We start from the raw sequence: 21,472 nt of genomic DNA, 5'->3' as shown, positions 1-21,472 counted from the left end.
CGACTCAATTATCTTATCAATTGGACAAGTTAATGTCAACAACTTTTTAAAATAATTTTTTGAAGGTAAAGATGAATAAAACTCATCAATACGTTGTCGCCGTTGCTCTGTCGCAACAACAGGTAATATATTACTAGTTAAGTAACACCTTTGCAAGTACTTTTATAAAAAAAGTTAATTCTTTTTAATTTGCTCTATATCTAGTACCTTGTCGATCCAGTCACTACTATAGAAGCCCTCTTCGTGAGTAACTAGGATCATAGAACCAGGATAATTTCTAAGCGCTTTTCGTAATGAAGATTTACTTTCGTCGTCTAAATGATTGGTTGGTTCATCCATAAATAAGAAATTAGTTGGATCAAACATTAAATCGGCGATTTTAACTTTTGTCTGTTCACCACCAGATAATGATCTAATTGGTGACATGATTTGTTGACTCGTTAAACCAGTTCTAGCCAAAACTTGTCGAACTTCCTTGTTATCTTTCTCAGAATGTTCCTCTCCCACGATTTGGAATGGGGTCGCCATCTTATTCTTCCAATCAAGATCTTGCTTAAAGTATCCCACCTTGACCACCTCTGAGAAATCAAAATTACCTTCTATGGGCTTGATTATATCTAACAGAGTCTTGATAAGAGTGGATTTACCGATACCATTGAATCCCTTAATAACCATTTTTTCTCCACTTACTATAGAGAAGTTAAGCATTTGCTCAAATAAAGGTTTGTCATAACCTATCTTCAAGTCGTTTACTTCAAGTACCATTCTAGAACTTGGTATTTCTTGATAAGGAAAGTTGAAGCTGGCAATTTTTTTATTACCCGGTGGTGTCAAAACATCCATATGTGATAGTTGTTTTTCACGACTCTTAGCACTTTTTGATCTAGTACCAGCTTTAAACTTTCTGATATATGCCTTAGTCTTAGAAATTTTTTCCTGTTGTTTAACATAAGCTTTCATATATGTTTCTTTATTGGCAGTCTTTTGCTTCATAACTTGTTTAAGATTACCAGTATACTTAGTGATCTTTCCAAACTCAATATCAGCCACACAATTAACGATTTTATCCAAAAACCCATAATCATGAGAAATAACTATAAAGGCACCTTCAAAATCATTCAAATAGTCTGATAACCATTCAATATGATTAGTATCCAAATAGTTGGTTGGCTCATCTAATAAAATCATATCTGGTTTTTCCAAAAGAATTTTAGCCAAAATGATCTTTGATCTTTGTCCACCACTTAATTTTGAAACGTCGTGATCATATCCAATGGCGTCTAATCCTAAACCAGTGGCAACCTGTTCGATCTTAGTATCCAGCTCATAAAAATCATTAGCGTCTAATATTTCTTGAAGTTTACCAGCTTTTTCCAGATCATCATCGTCTGGATCATTCATGTAAATCTCAGTTAATTTATCATTTGCTTCATACAACTTGTCAAAAGCAGTCTGAAGATATTCTTTTATGGACATCCCCGCAACTAATTTTGCCTGCTGATCAAGATAGCCAACGGTTAAATGCTTTTGCCAAGTGATCTTGCCTTCGTCTGGTTCGATCTGACCTGTCAAAATCTTAATAAAAGTAGACTTGCCGACCCCGTTTTGACCAGTGATCCCCAAGTGATCTTCTTTGTTTACTTGGAGACTTGCGTCATCGTAAAGTTTTTTATCCAAAAATTGTTGTGTTAACTCATGTACCTCTAAAACACTCATAAATAAACTCCTTATTTTAAAAACATAACAAAAGGCCGAAACAAATTCTGCTTCAGCCTTTTAATTAAAATCCTGATAGTCCGATTGTATCGTTTCTATCTTTATTAGTACCTTCACTGCTTGGCGTACTTTTAATCTTAGTTTCGTAATTCTGGTTTTGATCCCCAGTGTAATTAAACGAGAATCCTAAAGACTTATTGTACTTATTCAATTTTGTTTCCTGATTATCCAAAGTTGCTGGCGTTAAATCTAACTGCTTTCTTAGCTTATTAGATACTCGTTGCAATTCTTTGGTTGGTGCAATTTCATACGAAGATCCATCAATCGTTGAACTAAATCCTTGAACATGATCCGAACCGATTTTTTTGGAGGCTCCTCGATAGTTAAGGAAGATAGACTGCATATCACTGAAACTCAGATTAGTTGTCATTGAATTTGAAATACTGTTCAAGACTTTCTGATAATGAGTGAACGTATTCGCACTTGCTGCACTCTTAATAATAGCAGAGATTACCTGTCTTTGACGTTTTTGTCTACCATAATCACCTTCAGGATCCTCATATCTCATTCTTGAGTAATCCAATGCCTGCTTGCCATTAAGGTGCATTTTACCCTTCTTAAAGTGAGATTCTTTTTCGTCAGTATCCCCATAAGAAAAGCTGAATGGAACATTAACATCAACGCCACCGACACTATTAACGATTTTCTTCAACGAGTTAAAGTCGACTTTTACATAGTAATCAATGGGAACATTTAAGAGTTTTTCAGTCGTCGTAACAGCACTTTCTTCGTTACCTATATTGTAAGCAGAATTGATTTTTTGAATCTTATTAGTGTTGTTATTAGTACCCTTCCAAATTTGAGCCATGGTGTCTCTTGGTACTGATACCATTGTTGTCTTATTTGTCTTGGGATTAACTGTCACAACAATCATCGTATCTGAATTACCACGATAATCTACTTCTGTATCTCTAACGCCGCCATCAGTCGTATCTACCCCTAAAAGTAAAATTGAGATAGGTTTCTTATCAGAAATCTTAACTGAAGCTTGTTTACCGTCGAGTGCTTTGTAAGTCTTACCCAAAGTTTCTTGTGTTTGAGCATAAATTCTAAATCCATATGCACCTAATATGAAAAATACTGTTAAAACTACTAAGCCTAGAATTTTTAAGAAGGATTTCTTTTTTCCTCCACCATTGTTAGAAGCCAACGCACTATTTCTAGTTAAACGACGTCTGTGCTCTCTAGACATATTATTCTTATTATTCATAAATAAACTCCGTTTAGTATATCCTTGAGATTTTCCATTAGTTTATGAAAAATGGACATATTTGTACAACGTTAATAATATACCCTAAAAATATGAAGAAATTTAGTGTACGTTGAAACAATTATAAAAGTTTAAGCTATTCTGTCAAATTACGAACGTGGATATCCACTCATAAATACTAAAAGAAGGATGCGATCTTAACCGCATCCTTCTTGAACTATAGCTCACTTGAACTGAGATCCTCAGTTACTTTAACGCTGACTTTAGTTTTATTTTTCTTTTTTCTTGGTTCATCCATAGCATCATTTAAGTCATTTAAATCACGACCCGTTGTCTCAACGGATAGATATGCACTAACAAAGGTAAATAATGAAAAGACAATAACCATAATTGCAATTGGTAACCAGCTACCTGTAAAAGCTGAAACTAAACTGGCAGCAATTAAAGGACCAAATCCAGTTGCAACAACACCAGCAATTTCTTTTGCCAATGCCATGAAAGTCATCCTATTCTTTGATCCAAACAATTCGGCTAACATTACGTTTTCAAGAGCGAACATACCTTGAACACCAACATTTAATCCAATAACCATTGCAATAGTCAAAAGAACTGTGTTCTTAGTTTGAATCATGAGCAACATTGGAATAGCATAAATCGCCATTGCTCCTGACAAAAACATGTACATCTTTCTACGTCCAATTTTGTCTCCCAAGTATCCGACAATTGGGATCGTAATGAAGGAAACTAGTGAAGCAATAATATTTGCATTAGTTGTTACTGTCTTTTGAACGCTTAAGAAAGTTACCATAAATCCAGCAATATAGGTTTGTAAAATACCACTATTACCAGCTTGACCAAAACGAAGACCTAAAGCTACTAATAAACTCTTATTAGCTACCTTTTTCTTAGAAGTCACTGGGGCTACATTTTTTAAATCAGATATTCTTTCTTCTTCAAGTAGTTTTTTCTTCTCAGCCATAACGGGACTTTCTTTAATAAACAATCTAATCAAAATAGCTACTATCATAATTAAAAATGAAGCATAGAATGGAATTCTCCATCCCCAAGTATATAAACTTTTTTCATCTAATTTCATTAAAATAATTGTCCAAATTAGGTTTGCCAATAATGTCCCTGTTGCAGTACCTAAACAAACAAAACTACCAATCAAACCACGATTACTCTTCTTAGCAAACTCAGCAACCATAACTCCAGCACCACTAATTTCGGCACCTGCACCGAATCCTTGAACAATACGTAAGACCACTAAACCGATTGGGGCCCAAATTCCAACTTGCTGATATGTTGGTAAAAATCCGATAGCTGTAGATGCTAATCCCATCAACATAATTGTTACAAACAAAACTGTTCTACGACCTATCTTATCACCCATACGACCAAAGACATATGCTCCTAAAAGTCTAGCAACATACCCGGCACCATATGTTCCCATAGCCATAACCAAAGCCATCGCAGGAGATGAATCAGGGAAGAATATCTCCCCAAAGACAATCGCCGCAGCTAAGGAATACAATTGAAAATCCATGAATTCCATCGCTGTTCCCATCCAGCCACTAGCAGTAACTTTAATTAACTCCTTTGTATCTACTTCTGTATCATACTTGTTCGCCATTACTTAGTTCACCAGCTTCCATAAAGGTTAGATCCATTAAATTTTAATCAAAGGTCAATACAATTTTACGAGCTTGTTCTGGATGTTCATTCATCAGATCAAATGCTTTTTGAGTATCTTTAATATTGAATTTTTGGTTAACTATTCCATCATCATCTAACAAACCTGATTCAATTGACTTGATGATTGGAGCAAATTGATAAGCCTGTAATCTTGAACCACAGATAGTTAATTGTTTCTGCATAATTGGTTTTTGAGGAATATTAGAAAATTCTTCTGACATACCTAATGGAACAATTCTTCCAGCCACTGAAGTTAGGTCTAAGCATGCTTCAAATGTCTTTGGTGCACCTACGGCATCGATAACAACATTAGCCATTTCACCATTAGTCCATTCTGTAACACGATCTTTAAGATTTTCCTTAGTAACATCAACCACTTCATCAGCACCGTTATGTTTAGCAAATTCTAGTTTTGATTCCAAAACATCAGTTAACATAACTTTGGCACCTTTAGCCTTGGCTACACGTAAAATCAATTGACCAATTGTTCCTCCACCTTGAATTAAAACTGTCTTTCCTAAGCCGACTTCAGCCCTAGTTGTTGAATTTCCAGCAATTGTATAAGGTTCAGACAAAACTGCAGTTGTCCACGGAACATTACTATCTATCTTATGAACCTGTTTTAATGGAATTCTTACATATTCCTGCATACCACCGTCAATATGAACACCTGATACTACCAAGTTTTTGCATACATTAGGCATCCCATGACGACAGGCATAGCATTTTCCGCAATACGCAATTGGCTCAACTACTACATGATCTCCAACAATCACTTCTTTGACATCATCAGAAACTGAATCTATCTCACCAACAAATTCATGTCCCATAACTCTTGGCAAAGTAGCAAAAGGATTTTCACCATGATAAAGGTGATTGTCACTACCACAGATACCTACAGCCTTAACTTTAACGATTACTTCTTTAGAATTTTCAATTTCCGGTTTTGGAACATCTACGATCCTTAAATCTTCTTTTCCATATACACGAGCTGCTAACATTTTTAAAACTCCCTTCCGTAATTAAGCTTTATTGATTGCTTCCCATAAACCATTTAAATACGTTGCTCCCAGAGCTCGATCATAAAGACCATATCCAGGTCGGCCTGATTCATTCCAAATATTCCTACCATGATCTGGGCGGACATAACCTTCAAAATCACTGTCATACATGGCCTTCATAATTTCATACATATCTAATGAACCTTCACTTGATAAATGGGCTGATTCGTGAAAATCAGTTTTACCAGTAAATTTAATATTTCTAGTATGAATAAACGGTGCTCTGTCTTTTTTTACAAATTCCCTAACAATTGCTGGTACATCATTATCTGGATTCTCACCCAAACTTCCTGTACAAATCGTGAAACCATTGTATTTAGATTCATGTAATTCTTCAATTTCTACCATATCTTCACGATTTTTATAAATTCTTGGAAGCCCAAATAATGGCATTGGAGGATCATCTGGATGCATGGCCATCCTCACATCACATTCTTCACAAACTGGAATTATTTCATCCAAAAAATATTTCAAATTATCAGTTAATTTTTGTTCGTTAACATCTTTATAAGCATCAAATAATCGTTTAATCTTACTTAATCTTTCAGGTTCCCAACCAGGCAATGAATATCCTTTAGAATTGCTTTCTACTCGATCAATCATCTCTTGTGGGTCATCCGCCAACTTGTCTAATTCAAAAGACATAACATTAGACCCATCCTGTAAATCAAACTGCAGATCGGTTCTCAACCAATCAAAAACTGGCATAAAGTTATAACAAATAACTTTAACTCCATATTCGGATAAGTTTCGGATCGTCTCTTTGTAGTTTTCAATATATTTATCACGACTAGGTTTCCCAATTTTAATGTCATCATGAATATTGACTGATTCAATTACGTCCATTTTCAAACCGGCGTCATTAATTTCTTTTTTCAATTTAGAAATTTTCTCTTTAGGCCAAACTTCCCCAACGGGAACATCGAAAAGTGCCCCAACAATTTGTGTCATTCCGGGAATCTGCTTTATCTGTTGTAATTTGATTGGATCATCATCAGATCCAAACCATCTAAATCCCATTTCCATAATGTTTAAAAATCCCTTCTATAATTTAGCTAAGGCTTCTGCAATAGCCCCTTTACCCCTAACAAGCTCTTTAAAATAAGCTTCAACCTTGTCTGCTAAACCTATTTCATATAAATCATGAGCAAATATTTGCTTATTATTAAGTAACTTTTTAAAAGTTGTATGAATCAATTCTTCATCCTGTGTTCCTAATTTAATAGGTTTCATAATTTCTTCAACATAGTCATGTAATGGATCTGGGCTCAATGTAAACTCATTACCCATATCATCAACAGCCAAAATATATCTACACCATCCAGCTAATATAAATGGAATAAATTTCAAATCTACTACATTGAGGTTTTTATCATCTAAATAATGTTGAATTGTCACACCATAGCGAATTGGGATTTTTTGAGAAGTATCACTAGCAATTCTTTGTGGTGTATCAGGAATATTTTTATTAGGTAAACGTTTTTTAATTAATTCATTGATGAAATTGTTTGGATCGATTATTTTAGGATCCTTAACAACAGGAAGATCTTCATCAAATCCAAGTCCTTTAATCAACTTAACTAAATCGGGATTAGTCATTTCATCGGCGATGGATTCGTAACCTAACAAACATCCAAAAATTGCTAATGAAGTATGTAAAGGATTAAGGCAAGCGGTAACTTTCATTTGATCAGCATCATTAACGGTTTCTCTATCTGTCATGATTACGCCTGCATTTTCTAATTTGGGACGTCCATTTGGAAAATTATCTTCGATTACTAAATAATGAGTTTCTTCAGTATTACCAAATGGTGCTATATTTGTATGTTTTTGTGTGTGAGTGATTTTTACATCGTCAAATCCCTGATCTTCTAATATTTGAGATACTTTTTCTGAAGGATTAGGAGTAATCCTATCGATCATTGACCAAGGAAAACTAACCTTGTTTTCATCCTTCAAATACACTACAAAATCAGATGTAACTGAACCGTTATCTATCCAACCTTGAGCAATAGTTAAAATTTCCTTTTCAAAGCGTTTTCCGTTCTCAGAAAAATTATCTGTGCTGACCATAGCGATAGGATATTTTCCAGCTTTATAACGAGCCAAAAGCAATCTTGCAATAGCACCCATGTTGGTTGTTGCTTCATCTGGATTACCAGCAATATCTTTTTGAGCGCTTTTTGTAAGATCTCCATTCATATCTGTTAAGACATATCCTTTTTCAGTGATCGATAGGGTAACGAATTGCAATTTAGGATTTTCAAAAATTTTTTTTAATTCTCCCCAACCGGCTGGATTGGCATGGTTGTAGTAAATACTGTCAGCCACACTTGCAAGTAAATTTTTTTGATAGCTACCATCACTTTTCATAATTACTTGTAGCATCTGATTGTCATAGGGATGATAAATATTTTCGATAACTTGATCGTCATATGTTTCTGCAACAACTATTCCACTTTCCATATCTCCACTGTTTAATAAATCGTGAGCAATTTTTGCATGGAAACATCTAAATAAATTACCTCCACCAAAGTGAATCCAAACTGGATCAGTCTTTGTTTTCTCCTTAACTGTTTTGAAATCATATTTGGGAATTGTAATATCACTAGTTGTAAATTGACTGGCGTTATTTAAATAGTTGTCTTTAATGCTAACCATGAAATTCATCTCCTGTTTGAATTCTTTAACATACTAGCATGCTAGTATTTCGATAAAGCTAATTTAGCATCATTTGTAAGCGCTGTCAATAGAGATAAAAAAATAACCCTTCAAGGGTTATTGATAAACCTTTGAAGGATTATGTTAGAAACTAAAGAAGCTTTGTTTTTTTAGTTTTAAATTTTTAATTTCTGCATTTTTCCAATTAGAAAAATATTCAGGATATTTGTCATGAATTGCAATTGTATCTCCAGCAAACTTAGAAATATGTTTATAGATATTTAGCGCCGCCTCTTCTGCTTTTCCCCCTCGAATAGATTCCAAAATATTATTGTGTTCTTGAAGTGTCGGATCGGCCCGCATATTAGATAAAACTTTTAATTTTCTCAGACGATTTTGATCGGCTGAAATTTGTGCCAGAGCCTTTTCAATGTATAACATATTTGCTGCTTTATAAATTATGTGATGAAATTGTTCATCAATTTCAAAAGATTCTTCGTATAATTCTCTTTCTAAAACTTTCTTTTGATTATAAATATTTTGTTCTAATTGCATACAAACATCTTTGCGATCATCAAAATCACAAATCTTAATAACTGCAGCTTGTTCAACTAAGTTACGCATATAAAATGACTCATAAATTCGATCAATATTTATTTGGGATACGTAGGATCCTCGTTGTGGTAAAACTTCTAATAGTCCATCCTCAGCTAATTTTGCACTGGCTTTCTGTATTGGAGTTCTACTGATACCTAACTCTTTGGACAATTGAACGGGACTAATACTTTCTCCTGGAGATAACTCTAAAGATACAATTTTATTGTATAGAGTCTGGTATGCATAATCACTAGCCAATTTGGGTTGTGCACTATTATCCATCACTTTTTCTCACTCCTAATTATAGTAATAACTTCAACTTGTATTCACATCTAAAAAACATCTTAACTCAAGAATACTCTATTTAGATAGTTTTTTAGTTCTTTAACATAATCTGAAAGTAAATTTATTCTTTCAAAATAAAAAAGAGAAAAAAGATAAAAACTTGAAAAAAATCAAGTAATATCTGTTTTCTCTGCCTATCAATGAATCATGAAAATACAATCATCTACAATACTCGATCCAAATTAGGAACTTTATCTGTTTTTTCAGATTTAGATGCAACATCAATTTTACCATCATTCAAGGTAAATCCATCCTTATTGCGACAACGTGGACACTGCATCGTAATTTCATATTTAACAGAGTTGTCTGGATTAGTTCCCAGTTCTTTTTTCTTAAGGATCAGCATGGCTGGATGATTGCACTGACTGCACTTGAACAATAACATTTTACCTTCAGAAACTTTATCTGCTAAGCTCATTGTCCTTAACCCCCCCATTAATTATTCTACTTAGATGTTAATAGATTGCGTACCTCATGACAACCTATTAATTGCTACTATTAGTGTTTATTTTAACATCTGGAACATTTCCACCATAACTTCTGATTTCATTCATAATATCAACAAGCTTTTGCTTTTGATTTTCCTTGTCAGAATCATCATTATTGTATGCATCTTTAACTTTTTGCAGTTGAGAATTATATTGTGGCATCAAGTCACTTACTTTAGTTTTACGTTTTGCAGCTCGTTCGGACTCGATTTGCTCTTTTTCTTGATTATATTCGGCAATTTTCTTATTATCTTTTGAAGTTTGGAACATAGCTTGACTCATATTAAGATCCTTTTGCAAATCAAGAATCTGGTTGTTAAAGTCACTCTTAGCGTTTTGACGTTTAACATTAGCATTCAAATAACGAATTTTTTGTAGTTGATCCAATTTTTTATTGTATTGAGATTGTTTAATGATCGGAGACTCTTTATACTTCTCGATTGCCTTTTCAACCTTGCGTTCGCGAGAATATTCTTCCTTTTTAGTTAAATGATAAATAATACGGTAATCCAAGTTAGCTAAACGTTCAGAATTTTTATTTGTCTGTTCTGAATTATATTTAGAAAAATCTGTATCAATAATATCTTGGATAGATGGCTTCTTATTCTTAGTTTGAACTGATAATTTATCGCCATTGACTGTGATCGTACTTGGCTTCTTAAAATCTTTATTCTTTTCTTTAAGTGAATCGACCAAGTACTCACCTTCCGCTTTAAAGGCCTGCATCGAAAGATTTTCTTCAGCAGTTGTCAAAGTTGATGGCATATCATTACCAGTCCAATTAGCAATCGTAAATTTTGGAGTCATTCCTACAAAATATGAATCCTTACTGTCGTCAGTTGTACCTGTCTTTCCGGCTGTGAAATCATAATTGTCCAATTTTGCATTTTTACCTGAACCATCAGTAATTACTGATTGCATGGTATTCAATGTCATATAACTGGCATCCCTAGTATAGATCGACTTCTTAAGGTGGGTATTTTGATAAATATATCGTTCATTAGCATTGTCATAGATACTACTCAAATTACTTGGAGCTATAAATTTACCGCCTCTAGAAAATGAACTATAAGCTGAAGCCATCTCAGTAGTCGTTACACCATTTTGGAAACCACCAATGGCAATGATCGGATTATCATCTTCTGGTGCTAATCTTGCAAAGTCCATCTTGATCAAATTGTTGTAGTACAAATGTTTACTGTCTTCCAAGGCTAATTTATAAGCAACAGTATTAATTGAATTTGCCAAAGCATCACGAATTGTTGTCTTTCCTTTATAACCACTATACCAATTTTTTCTACCGGCAATAGCCGAATCAATTACAGTACTTTGTGGCAAATAACCACGCTCGAAAGCCGGGCCATATGCTGTAATTGGTTTTGAAGCAGAACCTGGTTGACGATAACCAGTAATAGCACGGTTGACTTGGTCACCATCAGTTGTTCTACCACCAATAATCGCTAAAACATCTCCAGTTTGATTATCAACAATCGTACTAGACACTTGTGGTGCTAGTTTTCCATGTACGTCTCGACCAGTATATGACTTATAAGTATCAGAAACGATACTCTCAATTTTATTCTGAACATCCATGTCAATAGTCGTATGGATACTATATCCCCCTTCCAACAACTCACCACGAGCACGTTCAAATTCTTGTTGATATCTAGTGTAGTACTGACTCATTTCTTTATCACTGCTGAATTTGTATTTCATCATAAAGCCAGAGGACTTCATAAGCTCTTCGGCGGCATTGTTGACGGCATAGCTCAACGCATAATTATTAGAAACATCGTTATCAAATTTATGTTCGTTGATCTTCAATCCTAATGGACGGTTTCTGGCTGTCAAATAGGCGTTATGACTGATCAATTTATTCTTATAGAAAATGTATAGTACCATGTTTCTACGCTTAAATGAGCGTTGCGGATAGCTGACTGGATCATAGTAAGCTGGATTATTTGGAATACCAACTAACATCGCTAATTTATCAATTGATAATTCATTTTGATTCTTTGAAAAGTAGTATTCAGCCGCACTGCTAAATCCGTATGAACCGTGTCCCATATAAACATCATTGATATAGAATTCTAGAATCTGCTTTTTAGTAAATTTCTTCTCTAACTGTTGAGCAATGACCATTTCTTTTAACTTACGATCAACGGTTTGCGACTGATCTTTTAGAACAACATTTTTAACCAGTTGCTGCGTCAAGGTTGATCCACCTTCGATCCTACGATGCAAAATTCTTGCTCCGATTGAACGAATGATAGCATAAACATCAACCCCATGATGAATATAGAATCTCTGATCTTCAACTTTTACCAATCCTTTAGTGATCTTAGGATTGATTTTATTTATCGGAACATAATTGGAACTTGATTGTGACAGTTTCTTTAAGACCTTTCCGTTACGATCGTATATAACGGTAGAATTTTTAGGACGAAAATCGCTCTTCGTCAGCCCTTCACTGTATGAATAACCATCAGCAATAGCGCCTTTGATATCATAACCATACTTCATCCAGAATGTTCCGATTCCACTTAAAATAAGAATGATCAATATCAGTATTATCCACGGCCATTTTCTGTGTTTTCTTTTAATATTTCTTTTAGCTTCTCGCATAATGACCCCTAATCAGCGTAGAATGTTGTTCCTGATGAAATCTTAGATTGCAGACTGGATAAGTCTGATGAACTTATTTGTAGTCCATTGTTGTAGCTGCTTCCACCAGAATAGATAAATCCGATTGTTGATCCATTGCTGAAGTAGATCGACTTACTTAAACTACTATTATTCTTCATCCAAAAGACCGGTGTAGCAGAATTGAAATCAGACGTTGTATTATCTGCGTCAGTGATATCATTACTCTCTAAAGTACTGTCAGTTGCATTATTTAGATACTGCCCAAAACTACTATTACTACTATCAGTGATAATTGCATCATTACTACCGGCCGAAGTAATGACCTTCTTGATATTATACTTGCCTGAACTCACTCTTGAATTACTTACCGAGATATATCCATCCTCGGCAACATAATTTCCATTAACATTAGTCATCAAGGCTAATTTACTACTGCTGGAATCATAATAAAGAACTGTTTTACCTGTTAGCCCAGCATTACTCAATGTATCGGAATCATTATCTGATTTGTTCAAAGTACCGATAATATCGACATTGGCTGGCTTATACTTCTCTGTCAAAGGCGAATTTCTCAAAGCATCCAATTGTTCTTTTGCAGCTGTAACTCTAGCACTAGCACCTTTATGATTAGAATAATAGTCAGTCATCTTCGAAACGGCATCGGTCCATTGCTTTTTAATAGTTTTATTCTTGATCAACTTATAATAAGCATTGACCATAGATATTTTTTTGATATTCAAGCTAGCATTGTTATCGTTGAACTTATCCCAAGTTTTTGAAATATATCCATTGGCATCTTGAGTCTGCTCAAACCAGATTTGAATCATATCTAGTCTATTACGTTGTTTTTGGTAAACATCCTGATTCTTTTCCTTTAGCAGTTTTTTATCTAACTCATTGATCTCACCGCTAGAAACGCCATCTTTATAGTCACTCTTTCCATCAAATAGAGCTGAAACTTGGTTGGATCGAGTCGATCTAGCGTCGATATATCGTTCTAATTCCTGATATCTTTTAACGTTATTCTTAGTTATGATATTATTCCCACTGACTTTGATCAGCTTCCCAACAAAACTAACTGAACCGGAATCAACACGTGTTTTCAAAACCTTATTGCTCTTATCCTGATACTGACCATTTATCTTGGCCGTAACAGCTGCATTGACTACCCCACGTGAAAGCATGACAAAAAATATAACTGCTGTAACAATAGCAATTACCTTGGCCCCTAGTAGTAAATAGTGTACTGATGGAGAAGTACCTTTTAAATATTTTTTATCTTTCACGATTTTCCTCAAATAACGTTTCTTTTTGTATATTATATATATTAAAGTACCACAATTATAAAGGGTGAGAAATTTTGAAAAAATTATTAAAAAAACATCTGAAATTATTAATCACTTTACTGATCCTAATCTTAATAATTTTAACCTATGTCTTCAACTGGGGAAATATCAAAGATAGAACTGTCGACAAAATATCTTCGATCACGATTCCTTTTTCTTTGATCGTTAATCCTAAAAATGTCGATCAAGATGTCACACCAAAATCTATCAAATTAAATGATAAAGATTTTGAGGCAGATAAGACCCAATCGATCAATTTAGTTAATACGATCAATAATAATTATAAGACTACCAAAGATTTTAATTTTCTCACTGAAAAACAGGATAAGTCTCTCACCGATAAAATCAAAAAGCAATCTCATCAATATATCCATGATGTCACCTTGCTGAACTTTGGAAAAGATCGTAAAGGAAAGTACTTGACCATCAGTTTGAATCAATACAATGACACCAAGCAAATCGTCAGTTACCGCTATCGTTTGTACCATAGAAAATCACAGATACTCTCAGTTAAATATCTGAAACAAACTTCAAATATCTATCCTCCACGTTTCATCATTCCTGATGTTAAAGTTGGGGATGCTGGCATTAATAACTCTAAAAACTTTATGCAACGTTTAAAAACCGCTGTCATTAATTCCAATTTGACGATGAATAATGCTTCTGAACCGGGTAATTTCAATCAAATTGCCATAAACCTAGGACTTAGTGCCGACAAGAGTAATAAAGGACTCTACAACTTAGCTAAAAATTCTAATTCTAGAGTTACTAATTACGGAATAGTTGGTTACGAAATATCCGATGTTCCGCGCTATTCGCGGGTTTATATCAAACAACTAAGTAAAGATGAAGATTACTATTACACCTTGACTTACAATCGTAACAGCAAAAAATTTATAAGTTTTCAAAAAGGAATCATCTCAACTGATAACAGAACAAAATAAATAGTGGATACCTAAACGGTATCCACTATTTATTTTGTTAATTAAGCATTCCAAACATCATTAACTTCAATTGTTTGCTCACGATCAGGACCAACAGATATGGTTGCATATTCAACGCCAAGTTGCTCTTTCAAGAAATCAAGATATACTCTAGCTGCTTCTGGAAGATCACCGATTTTTTTAGCACCTGTAATATCATCATCCCAACCTGAAAATGTCTTATAAACAGGTTTGCATTGAGCCAATATATTAAGATTAGCAGGATACTCATCAATTATTTTTCCATTCAAGTCATATCCAGTACATACTTTGATCTCTTTTAAACCAGTTAAAACATCAAGACAGTTCAGTGAAAGGTGAGTAACACCAGCCACATTAGATGAATGACGTAAAACAACTGTATCTAACCAACCCACACGACGAGGACGATGGGTAACTGTTCCATATTCATGACCAGCTTCACGTAAGAAATCGCCAACTTCATTCTCCTGTTCTGTTGGGAATGGACCAGCACCAACACGGGATGTATAGGCTTTAACAACTCCGATAACTTTGTCAACCATTGGAGCACCTATACCGGCACCTGTAGTAACACCGCCGGCTGGATTAGATGAAGTTACATATGGATACGTACCATGGTCAATATCAAGCATGATTCCTTGTGCACCTTCAAATAATACGTTTTTACCGTTCTTTAGTTCTTTATTCAAATAAGCTGAAGTATCGATAACACGATTTTTTACATCTTGTCCAAATTGATAATACTTTTCAAAAACATCATCAAATTTGATCTCATCAGAATTGTAAATCTTTGTAAATAACTCATTCTTTTGCTTTAAGTTTTCTGTAAGTAGGCTCTTGAAGACATCTTTATCCAAGATATCAGCCATTCTGATACCGATACGAGCCACTTTATCCATATAAGCTGGACCAATACCTCTATTAGTAGTTCCTACCTTAGAATCGCCTCTGGCAGCCTCTTGGAGAGAATCCAACTTGATGTGATAGGGCAAGATCAATTGTGCGCGGTTTGAAATCTTCAAACTTGAAGTATCAACACCTTGTTCATGCAAACGATTTAACTCTTCTAAAAGAGATTCTAGATTTAAAACAACACCATTACCAATAACACTAGTCTTATCAGGATAAAGAATTCCTGATGGGACTGATCTTAATTTGTAAACATTACCATCAATGTTTAGGGTATGACCGGCATTATCTCCACCTTGATATCTAGCGATAATATTTGCTTCACCACTGAAGTAATCAGTGATCTTACCTTTACCTTCGTCACCCCATTGGGTACCTACTACGACAACTGTTGTCATGTCTATCTCCTCTTAATTGATTGAGTTTTTGGAACTTGGTCTCGAAATGAGCTGCTAAGAGACAGATTTCTACACTTACTACGACTAACTATCATGGTAAGACTTACCACTATAGTTAGTCTGGGTAATACTCAAAGTCTACCATCTATTCTCCGCTCTCTCTAATTTTCAGGGATATTGGCTATCGATGAAAACTTATTATAAGACTTCACGAACAATAACTTGGCGGTTCCACGCGGACCAGAACGGTTTTTACTGACGATGACCTCTACTTCACCGACATCTTGATCCTCCTGATCCTGTGGTTCACTGTTATCGTCGCCATCTTCATCACGATAATAATCATCACGATAAAGAAAGGCAACGATATCAGCATCCTGTTCAATTGAACCAGATTCACGAATATCTGACAACATTGGTCTCTTATCTTGACGTTGCTCAACGCCACGGGAAAGCTGTGATAACGCAATTATTGGCACATGTAATTCTTTAGCCAGTTTCTTCAAATTACGAGAGATTACCGAAACTTCTTGTTGTCTGTTTTCTTGACCTGTACCTTCGATCAACTGTAAATAATCAATAATAACTAAGTCCAGCTTGCCGCTTTCCTTCAACAGTCGACGACATTTTGATCTGATCTCAGCCATTTTAACACCGGGAGTATCGTCAATATAGACATTAGTCCGTGACAAACTACCCATGGCAACAACCAAACTATTCCACTGATTTTCATCCAATTGGCCTGTACGCAATGAATTGGCATCAATACTACCTTCGGAACATATCATACGGTTAACCAATTGTTCGGCACCCATTTCCAATGAAAAAATAGCGACCGTTGCTTGATCTTTAGTTGCAGCATTTTGTGCCAAATTCAAGGCAAAAGCCGTTTTACCAACACCAGGACGTGCAGCTAAAATAATCAATTCATCTTTATGTAAACCAGTTGTTAAACTATCAAGATCTTTATAACCGGTTGAAAGTCCAGTAACGTCAGTATCTTCACCATACAACTTGTCAATTTCATTGAATGATGACTTTACAACATCGGAAATTTTTCTGAATCCTTGGTGGTTCCGATTTTCAGAAACTTCCATAATGTCTTTTTCAGATTGATCAATGATCGTATCAAGGTCATCAGACTCTTCAAAACTACGGGAGACAATAGTTGTACCAGCATTGATCAAACGTCTTAACACGGCCTTATTTTTGACGATACGAGCATAATAACTGGTATTAGCTGCCGTTGGTACAGCATTTGCTAACTCAGCTAAGTAACTGACCCCACCTATATCCTCAACTTGATTTAAACGATCAAGTTCATTTTGAACAGTCACGACATCGACTGGAGATTCTTGATCATTTAAATTAACCATTGCCTGGAAGACTAATTGATTAGCGTGTTGATAGAAATCCTCTGCTTCAACATATTCCATCGCTTCAATTAGTGCATCTTGGCTTAAAAATACCGCACCTAAAACAGCCTGTTCAGCATCTTTATCATTGGGCGGTATTCTTGTTGTCATTTCATTATTCATTTAAATTACTTCTTTTCGGCAACATGTACTCGAATAGTTGCTTCAACACCCTCAAAAATTTTACTTTTAACATTGATGTAGCCTAATGACTTAACACCTTCGTTTAATTCCATCTTGTGCTTATCAACTTCAAAGCCATATTGTTTTTTTAATTCTTCTGAAATTTTCTTGCTTGTGACTGAACCGAATAGCCGACCATCAGCACCTGATTTAGCCGATATCTCAACAATAGTTTTATCATCTTCAATTTGCTTCTTTAATACTTCTGCTTGAGCTAATTCCTCTTTATAATTCTTAGCCTCTTTATTTTGTTCAGCCTTGAGTTTGGCTACATTTTGGTTAGTAGCTTCAATAGCTTTGTTATTTTTGATCAAGAAGTTTTGGGCATAACCATCTGCAACGTTCTTTACTTCACCCTTTTTTCCTTTTCCTCTTACATCTGCGGTAAAAATAACTTTCACGATGGATTCCTCCTAGTTTTTATTTTCAGATTCAGATAAAACCTGGACCAGTTGTTCTTTAGCCTCATTGACAGTTACGTCAGCAATTTGGGTTGCAGCATCAGATAAGTGACCCCCACCGCCCAATTTTTCCATAATGACTTGTACATTAATATTACCCAAACTACGTGCAGAGATACCTACACGATCATCTGGACGCATACTGATAACAAATGAAGCCTCGACATTATTTAATGATAACAATGTATCAGCTGCTTGAGCAACAATTACTGGATCATAAACTCGATCATTTTCACCAAAGCAAACCGCCATCTGATTTCCGACCATGGTAATTGATTCGATCAGATGATTTCTCTGAATAAATGAATCAATATTTTCTTTTAAAAGATTTTGAATCAAAGTTTCATCGGCACCAACCGAACGTAAATAACTAGCGGCATCAAAGGTTCTGGTACCAGTCCTGAGTGAGAATGATTTGGTATCGACTGTAATACCAGCCAATAACGAAGTAGCCTCGATTTTTTCAATAGCTTTTTTATTCTTAGGTTGATACTCCAACATTTCGGTAATCAGCTCACTGGTTGATGATGCGTAAGGTTCAATATAGATCAACATTGGATTCTCAGGGAACTCTTCACCACGACGATGGTGATCGATAACAACCACTTTTTCACTAGTCTTATTAAATAGATCCGGATTGATCGAGATACTTTGCTTAGAATGATCGACCATAACGATCAAAGTATTTGAAGTAACAGTATTCATCGACTCTTCTGACGAAATAATGTCGTTTTTAATAGCTGGATCTTCATCGATCAAACTGATCAAACGACTAACATCCGTATGCAGATCTTTAGTGTCAATCACAATTTTACATGGTGTATTGTTCATCTGCGCGATCCGTCTAATGCCCAAGCATGATCCTAAAACATCCATATCAGGATGATTATGACCCATAACTAACACTTGGTCGCTGTCCTTTAATAATTCTTGTAAAGCTTCACTTATCATTCTAGCACGAACACGCGTTCGTTTCTCCATTGGATCTGTATTACCACCATAGAAGCGAGCTTTTTGACCGATCTCTTTAACAACGACCTGATCTCCACCTCGACCCAGCGATAGATTGAGGTTTTTTTGCGCTTCGTCATTCAAAACATTCAAATCATCAACACCGTATGAGAATCCCATACTCAAAGTTAATGGAACATTCTGTTGGGATGTATACTCTCTAATGACATCTAAAATCTTAAATCCTTTTTTCTCCATATTAAAAATTTTACCTGAATAAGCAACTATGAAGAAATGATCATCATCGATCCGTTTTAAAAACATTTGTTCACTGGATGCCCAATTAGACAATTCATTGGTTATATAATTATCCAGATTGGAAACGTCACGATCACTCATTGACTGTGTGATCTCTGCATAATTATCCAAATATACTTGACCGATAACTGAACGGTTATCTTCATAGCGCCGTTCAATCTTGGAATAACGAGTTATATCCATAAAATACATCGTCTGTAATTCTCTTTGAATCTGAACTAAATAGTACTTATCACCGATTTTTATAGTCTGATGAGATTCATTTTCTTGATCATCGCTGACCAACGAAAGTAAATCATTTGAAATATCAGATAGACTCATACTAAATGCGGATTCGATCCCTGTCTTTTCAACAAAATAAGGATTGACCCATTGAACTCGATTGTCATCATCATAAAGTAAGATTCCTAAAGGATATTCGACAAAACTATTGTCCGTTCCTCGATCAATTCGATACTGCAAATTATTCGTATACTTACCCGCTTTTTCACCTAAAAGCAAGAAGAGGTATACAAAAAGTATCAACGAGATAATTACAAGCACAGCTTGAATATAGCCACTGATTGAACCATGTACCATACCAACAATTAAAATTGAGATCAGCATGACAATTAAAGATAGCGCTGTCAGTTGTGTTGAATAATCTACTCGAGAAAGGAAAAATCGAAGGTTAGATTTTATTTTTTCCATATTAGTCCCCTCTTAAACGTACCTCTTAATTTTATCACAGCAGGGTTTCACTTTTAATATTTAAATATAAGACTTTGACGATATCAAAATTGAAATTTTGTTAATTCAGAGAATAAAAAAAGACCACTTTTCAGTGGTCTTCAATTAATTTTCAATTAATCTTCAGCGACGAATGGTAATAGAGCCATGATTCTTGCACGTTTGATAGCAATTGTAAGCATTCTTTGGTTCTTAGCACTTGTACCAGTTACACGTCTTGGCAAAATCTTACCACGTTCTGAGATAAATCTCTTAAGTAATTCTGTATCTTTATAATCGATAAATTCGATATGGTTAGCTGCGATGAAGTCAACTTTACGTCTTCTACGTCCGCCTCTTCTTTGTTGAGCCATTTATGTCATTCCCTTCACTTTAGAATGGTAAGTCGTCATCTGATATGTCGATTGGTTTACTGTTATCAGCAAATGGATCGCCCATATTATTTGAGTTGTTACTGTTACTATTATTGTTAGATTGATTATTAAAGTTATTGTTATTGTTGCTATTATTGTTATTTACTGGAGACTGATTTGATGATTGATTTTGTTGGTTGTAATTAGGAGCTTGATTTGGATTATTATTGCTACTTGAACTTGATCTCTTTTCACTGTCAGATCTTGACTCTAGTAATGAGAAGTTTTCAACAACTACCTCAGTAACATAGACCCTTTGACCTTGTTGGTTTTCATAGTTACGTGTTTGAAGACGTCCATCAATTCCAACAAGTGAACCTTTATTAGTAAAATTAGAAAAGTTTTCTGCGGCTTTTCTCCAAATAACACAATTAATAAAATCAGCTTCGCGCTCACCTTGAGCATTAGTAAATTGTCTGTTTACAGCGACTGTAAAACTGGCAACTGCTGCACCATTGGCAGTATATCTAAGTTCAGGATCACGTGTCAGGCGTCCCACTAGAACTACTCGATTAATCATATACCTGCCTCCTTAAAATGTTTCACGTGAAACAAAATTAGTCTTCACGTTTGATGATCATGTGACGAAGAATGTTGTCTTCGATCTTTGATAGACGATCGAATTCATTGATTGCTTCATCGTTGTCAGCGTCTACGTTTACAATATGGTAGACACCTTCTTTATAGTTAGCAATTTCGTATGCTAAGCGTTTCTTTTCCCAGTCTTTTGAATCGATTACTTTGGCGCCGTTATCTGTAAGGATCTTATCAAAACGATCGATTAGAGTTTTCTTTGCGTCTTCTTCAACATCAGGTTTGATGATGTATGTAATTTCGTAATGTGTTTCAGCCATGACTGTACACCTCCTTATGGTCTAATGGTTCTACTTAAAGAACAAGGAGCA

The 21,472-nt window shown here is 35.0% G+C and carries 18 protein-coding genes; 1 reads left to right on the top strand and 17 read right to left on the bottom strand.

Going from position 1 to position 21,472, the window contains the following annotated elements; all coding sequences use genetic code 11:
• Positions 1-174 precede the first annotated feature (174 nt).
• From EKM64_RS09060 to EKM64_RS09015, 10 genes are all read right to left on the bottom strand, one after another.
• Entirely contained in the window at positions 175-1,716 is a 1,542-nt protein-coding gene (locus tag EKM64_RS09060) for an ABC-F family ATP-binding cassette domain-containing protein (protein ID WP_125677817.1), read from the bottom strand.
• Positions 1,717-1,780: 64 nt separating this feature from the next.
• The gene (locus EKM64_RS09055; protein ID WP_125677815.1) at positions 1,781-2,986 is read right to left on the bottom strand and encodes an LCP family glycopolymer transferase; all 1,206 of its coding nucleotides are present in this window, start codon (positions 2,984-2,986) and stop codon (positions 1,781-1,783) included.
• Between the two features lie 217 nt (positions 2,987-3,203).
• Positions 3,204-4,619, bottom strand: a complete 1,416-nt coding sequence (locus EKM64_RS09050) for an MFS transporter (RefSeq protein WP_125677813.1) — start codon at positions 4,617-4,619, stop codon at positions 3,204-3,206.
• 43 nt (positions 4,620-4,662) lie between these two features.
• Positions 4,663-5,682, bottom strand: coding sequence for a zinc-binding alcohol dehydrogenase family protein (locus EKM64_RS09045; RefSeq protein ID WP_125677811.1), 1,020 nt, complete (start codon positions 5,680-5,682; stop codon positions 4,663-4,665).
• Positions 5,683-5,703: 21 nt separating this feature from the next.
• Positions 5,704-6,768: a mannonate dehydratase gene (gene uxuA, locus EKM64_RS09040; RefSeq protein ID WP_125677809.1), complete on the bottom strand. Its 1,065-nt coding sequence runs from the start codon at positions 6,766-6,768 to the stop codon at positions 5,704-5,706.
• Between the two features lie 18 nt (positions 6,769-6,786).
• The gene (locus EKM64_RS09035; RefSeq protein WP_125677807.1) at positions 6,787-8,403 is read right to left on the bottom strand and encodes a mannitol dehydrogenase family protein; all 1,617 of its coding nucleotides are present in this window, start codon (positions 8,401-8,403) and stop codon (positions 6,787-6,789) included.
• Between the two features lie 144 nt (positions 8,404-8,547).
• Positions 8,548-9,282 carry a GntR family transcriptional regulator gene (locus EKM64_RS09030; RefSeq protein ID WP_225420995.1) on the bottom strand — a complete coding sequence of 245 codons (735 nt, stop codon included), beginning with the start codon at positions 9,280-9,282 and terminating at the stop codon, positions 8,548-8,550.
• A gap of 226 nt (positions 9,283-9,508) precedes the next feature.
• The gene (locus EKM64_RS09025; RefSeq protein ID WP_125677803.1) at positions 9,509-9,763 is read right to left on the bottom strand and encodes a hypothetical protein; all 255 of its coding nucleotides are present in this window, start codon (positions 9,761-9,763) and stop codon (positions 9,509-9,511) included.
• 67 nt (positions 9,764-9,830) lie between these two features.
• Positions 9,831-12,458, bottom strand: coding sequence for a transglycosylase domain-containing protein (locus EKM64_RS09020; RefSeq protein ID WP_125677801.1), 2,628 nt, complete (start codon positions 12,456-12,458; stop codon positions 9,831-9,833).
• An 8-nt stretch (positions 12,459-12,466) separates the two neighbouring features.
• Positions 12,467-13,765, bottom strand: a complete 1,299-nt coding sequence (locus EKM64_RS09015; protein ID WP_125677799.1) for a hypothetical protein — start codon at positions 13,763-13,765, stop codon at positions 12,467-12,469.
• A 74-nt stretch (positions 13,766-13,839) separates the two neighbouring features.
• Here EKM64_RS09015 and EKM64_RS09010 point away from each other — a divergent pair, with 74 nt between their 5' ends.
• A complete protein-coding gene (locus EKM64_RS09010) occupies positions 13,840-14,769 on the top strand; it encodes a hypothetical protein (protein WP_125677797.1) in 930 nt (309 codons plus the stop codon).
• A 41-nt stretch (positions 14,770-14,810) separates the two neighbouring features.
• Here the strand turns inward: EKM64_RS09010 and EKM64_RS09005 are convergent, their stop codons facing one another.
• The 7 genes from EKM64_RS09005 to rpsF form a co-directional block, all read right to left on the bottom strand.
• Entirely contained in the window at positions 14,811-16,097 is a 1,287-nt protein-coding gene (locus EKM64_RS09005; RefSeq protein WP_125677795.1) for an adenylosuccinate synthase, read from the bottom strand.
• 161 nt (positions 16,098-16,258) lie between these two features.
• Positions 16,259-17,635 carry a replicative DNA helicase gene (dnaB, locus tag EKM64_RS09000; protein WP_125677793.1) on the bottom strand — a complete coding sequence of 459 codons (1,377 nt, stop codon included), beginning with the start codon at positions 17,633-17,635 and terminating at the stop codon, positions 16,259-16,261.
• 5 nt (positions 17,636-17,640) lie between these two features.
• Positions 17,641-18,096: a 50S ribosomal protein L9 gene (rplI, locus tag EKM64_RS08995; protein ID WP_125677791.1), complete on the bottom strand. Its 456-nt coding sequence runs from the start codon at positions 18,094-18,096 to the stop codon at positions 17,641-17,643.
• A 12-nt stretch (positions 18,097-18,108) separates the two neighbouring features.
• A complete protein-coding gene (locus EKM64_RS08990; protein ID WP_125677789.1) occupies positions 18,109-20,115 on the bottom strand; it encodes a DHH family phosphoesterase in 2,007 nt (668 codons plus the stop codon).
• A 155-nt stretch (positions 20,116-20,270) separates the two neighbouring features.
• Positions 20,271-20,507 (bottom strand): 30S ribosomal protein S18, encoded by a 237-nt coding sequence (gene rpsR / locus EKM64_RS08985; protein WP_125677787.1) that lies wholly within the window; start codon positions 20,505-20,507, stop codon positions 20,271-20,273.
• A 19-nt stretch (positions 20,508-20,526) separates the two neighbouring features.
• On the bottom strand, positions 20,527-21,087 hold the full coding sequence (ssb, locus tag EKM64_RS08980; protein WP_125677785.1) for a single-stranded DNA-binding protein: 561 nt from the start codon (positions 21,085-21,087) through the stop codon (positions 20,527-20,529).
• Positions 21,088-21,124: 37 nt separating this feature from the next.
• Positions 21,125-21,421, bottom strand: a complete 297-nt coding sequence (rpsF, locus tag EKM64_RS08975; RefSeq protein ID WP_125677783.1) for a 30S ribosomal protein S6 — start codon at positions 21,419-21,421, stop codon at positions 21,125-21,127.
• Between the last annotated feature and the right edge of the window lie 51 nt (positions 21,422-21,472).

Source organism: Companilactobacillus keshanensis, from assembly GCF_003946205.1.
In the GTDB taxonomy this organism is placed as follows: domain Bacteria; phylum Bacillota; class Bacilli; order Lactobacillales; family Lactobacillaceae; genus Companilactobacillus; species Companilactobacillus keshanensis.
Note: the sequence above shows the minus strand (reverse complement) of the source record. Positions and strands in the feature narration are given on the sequence as shown.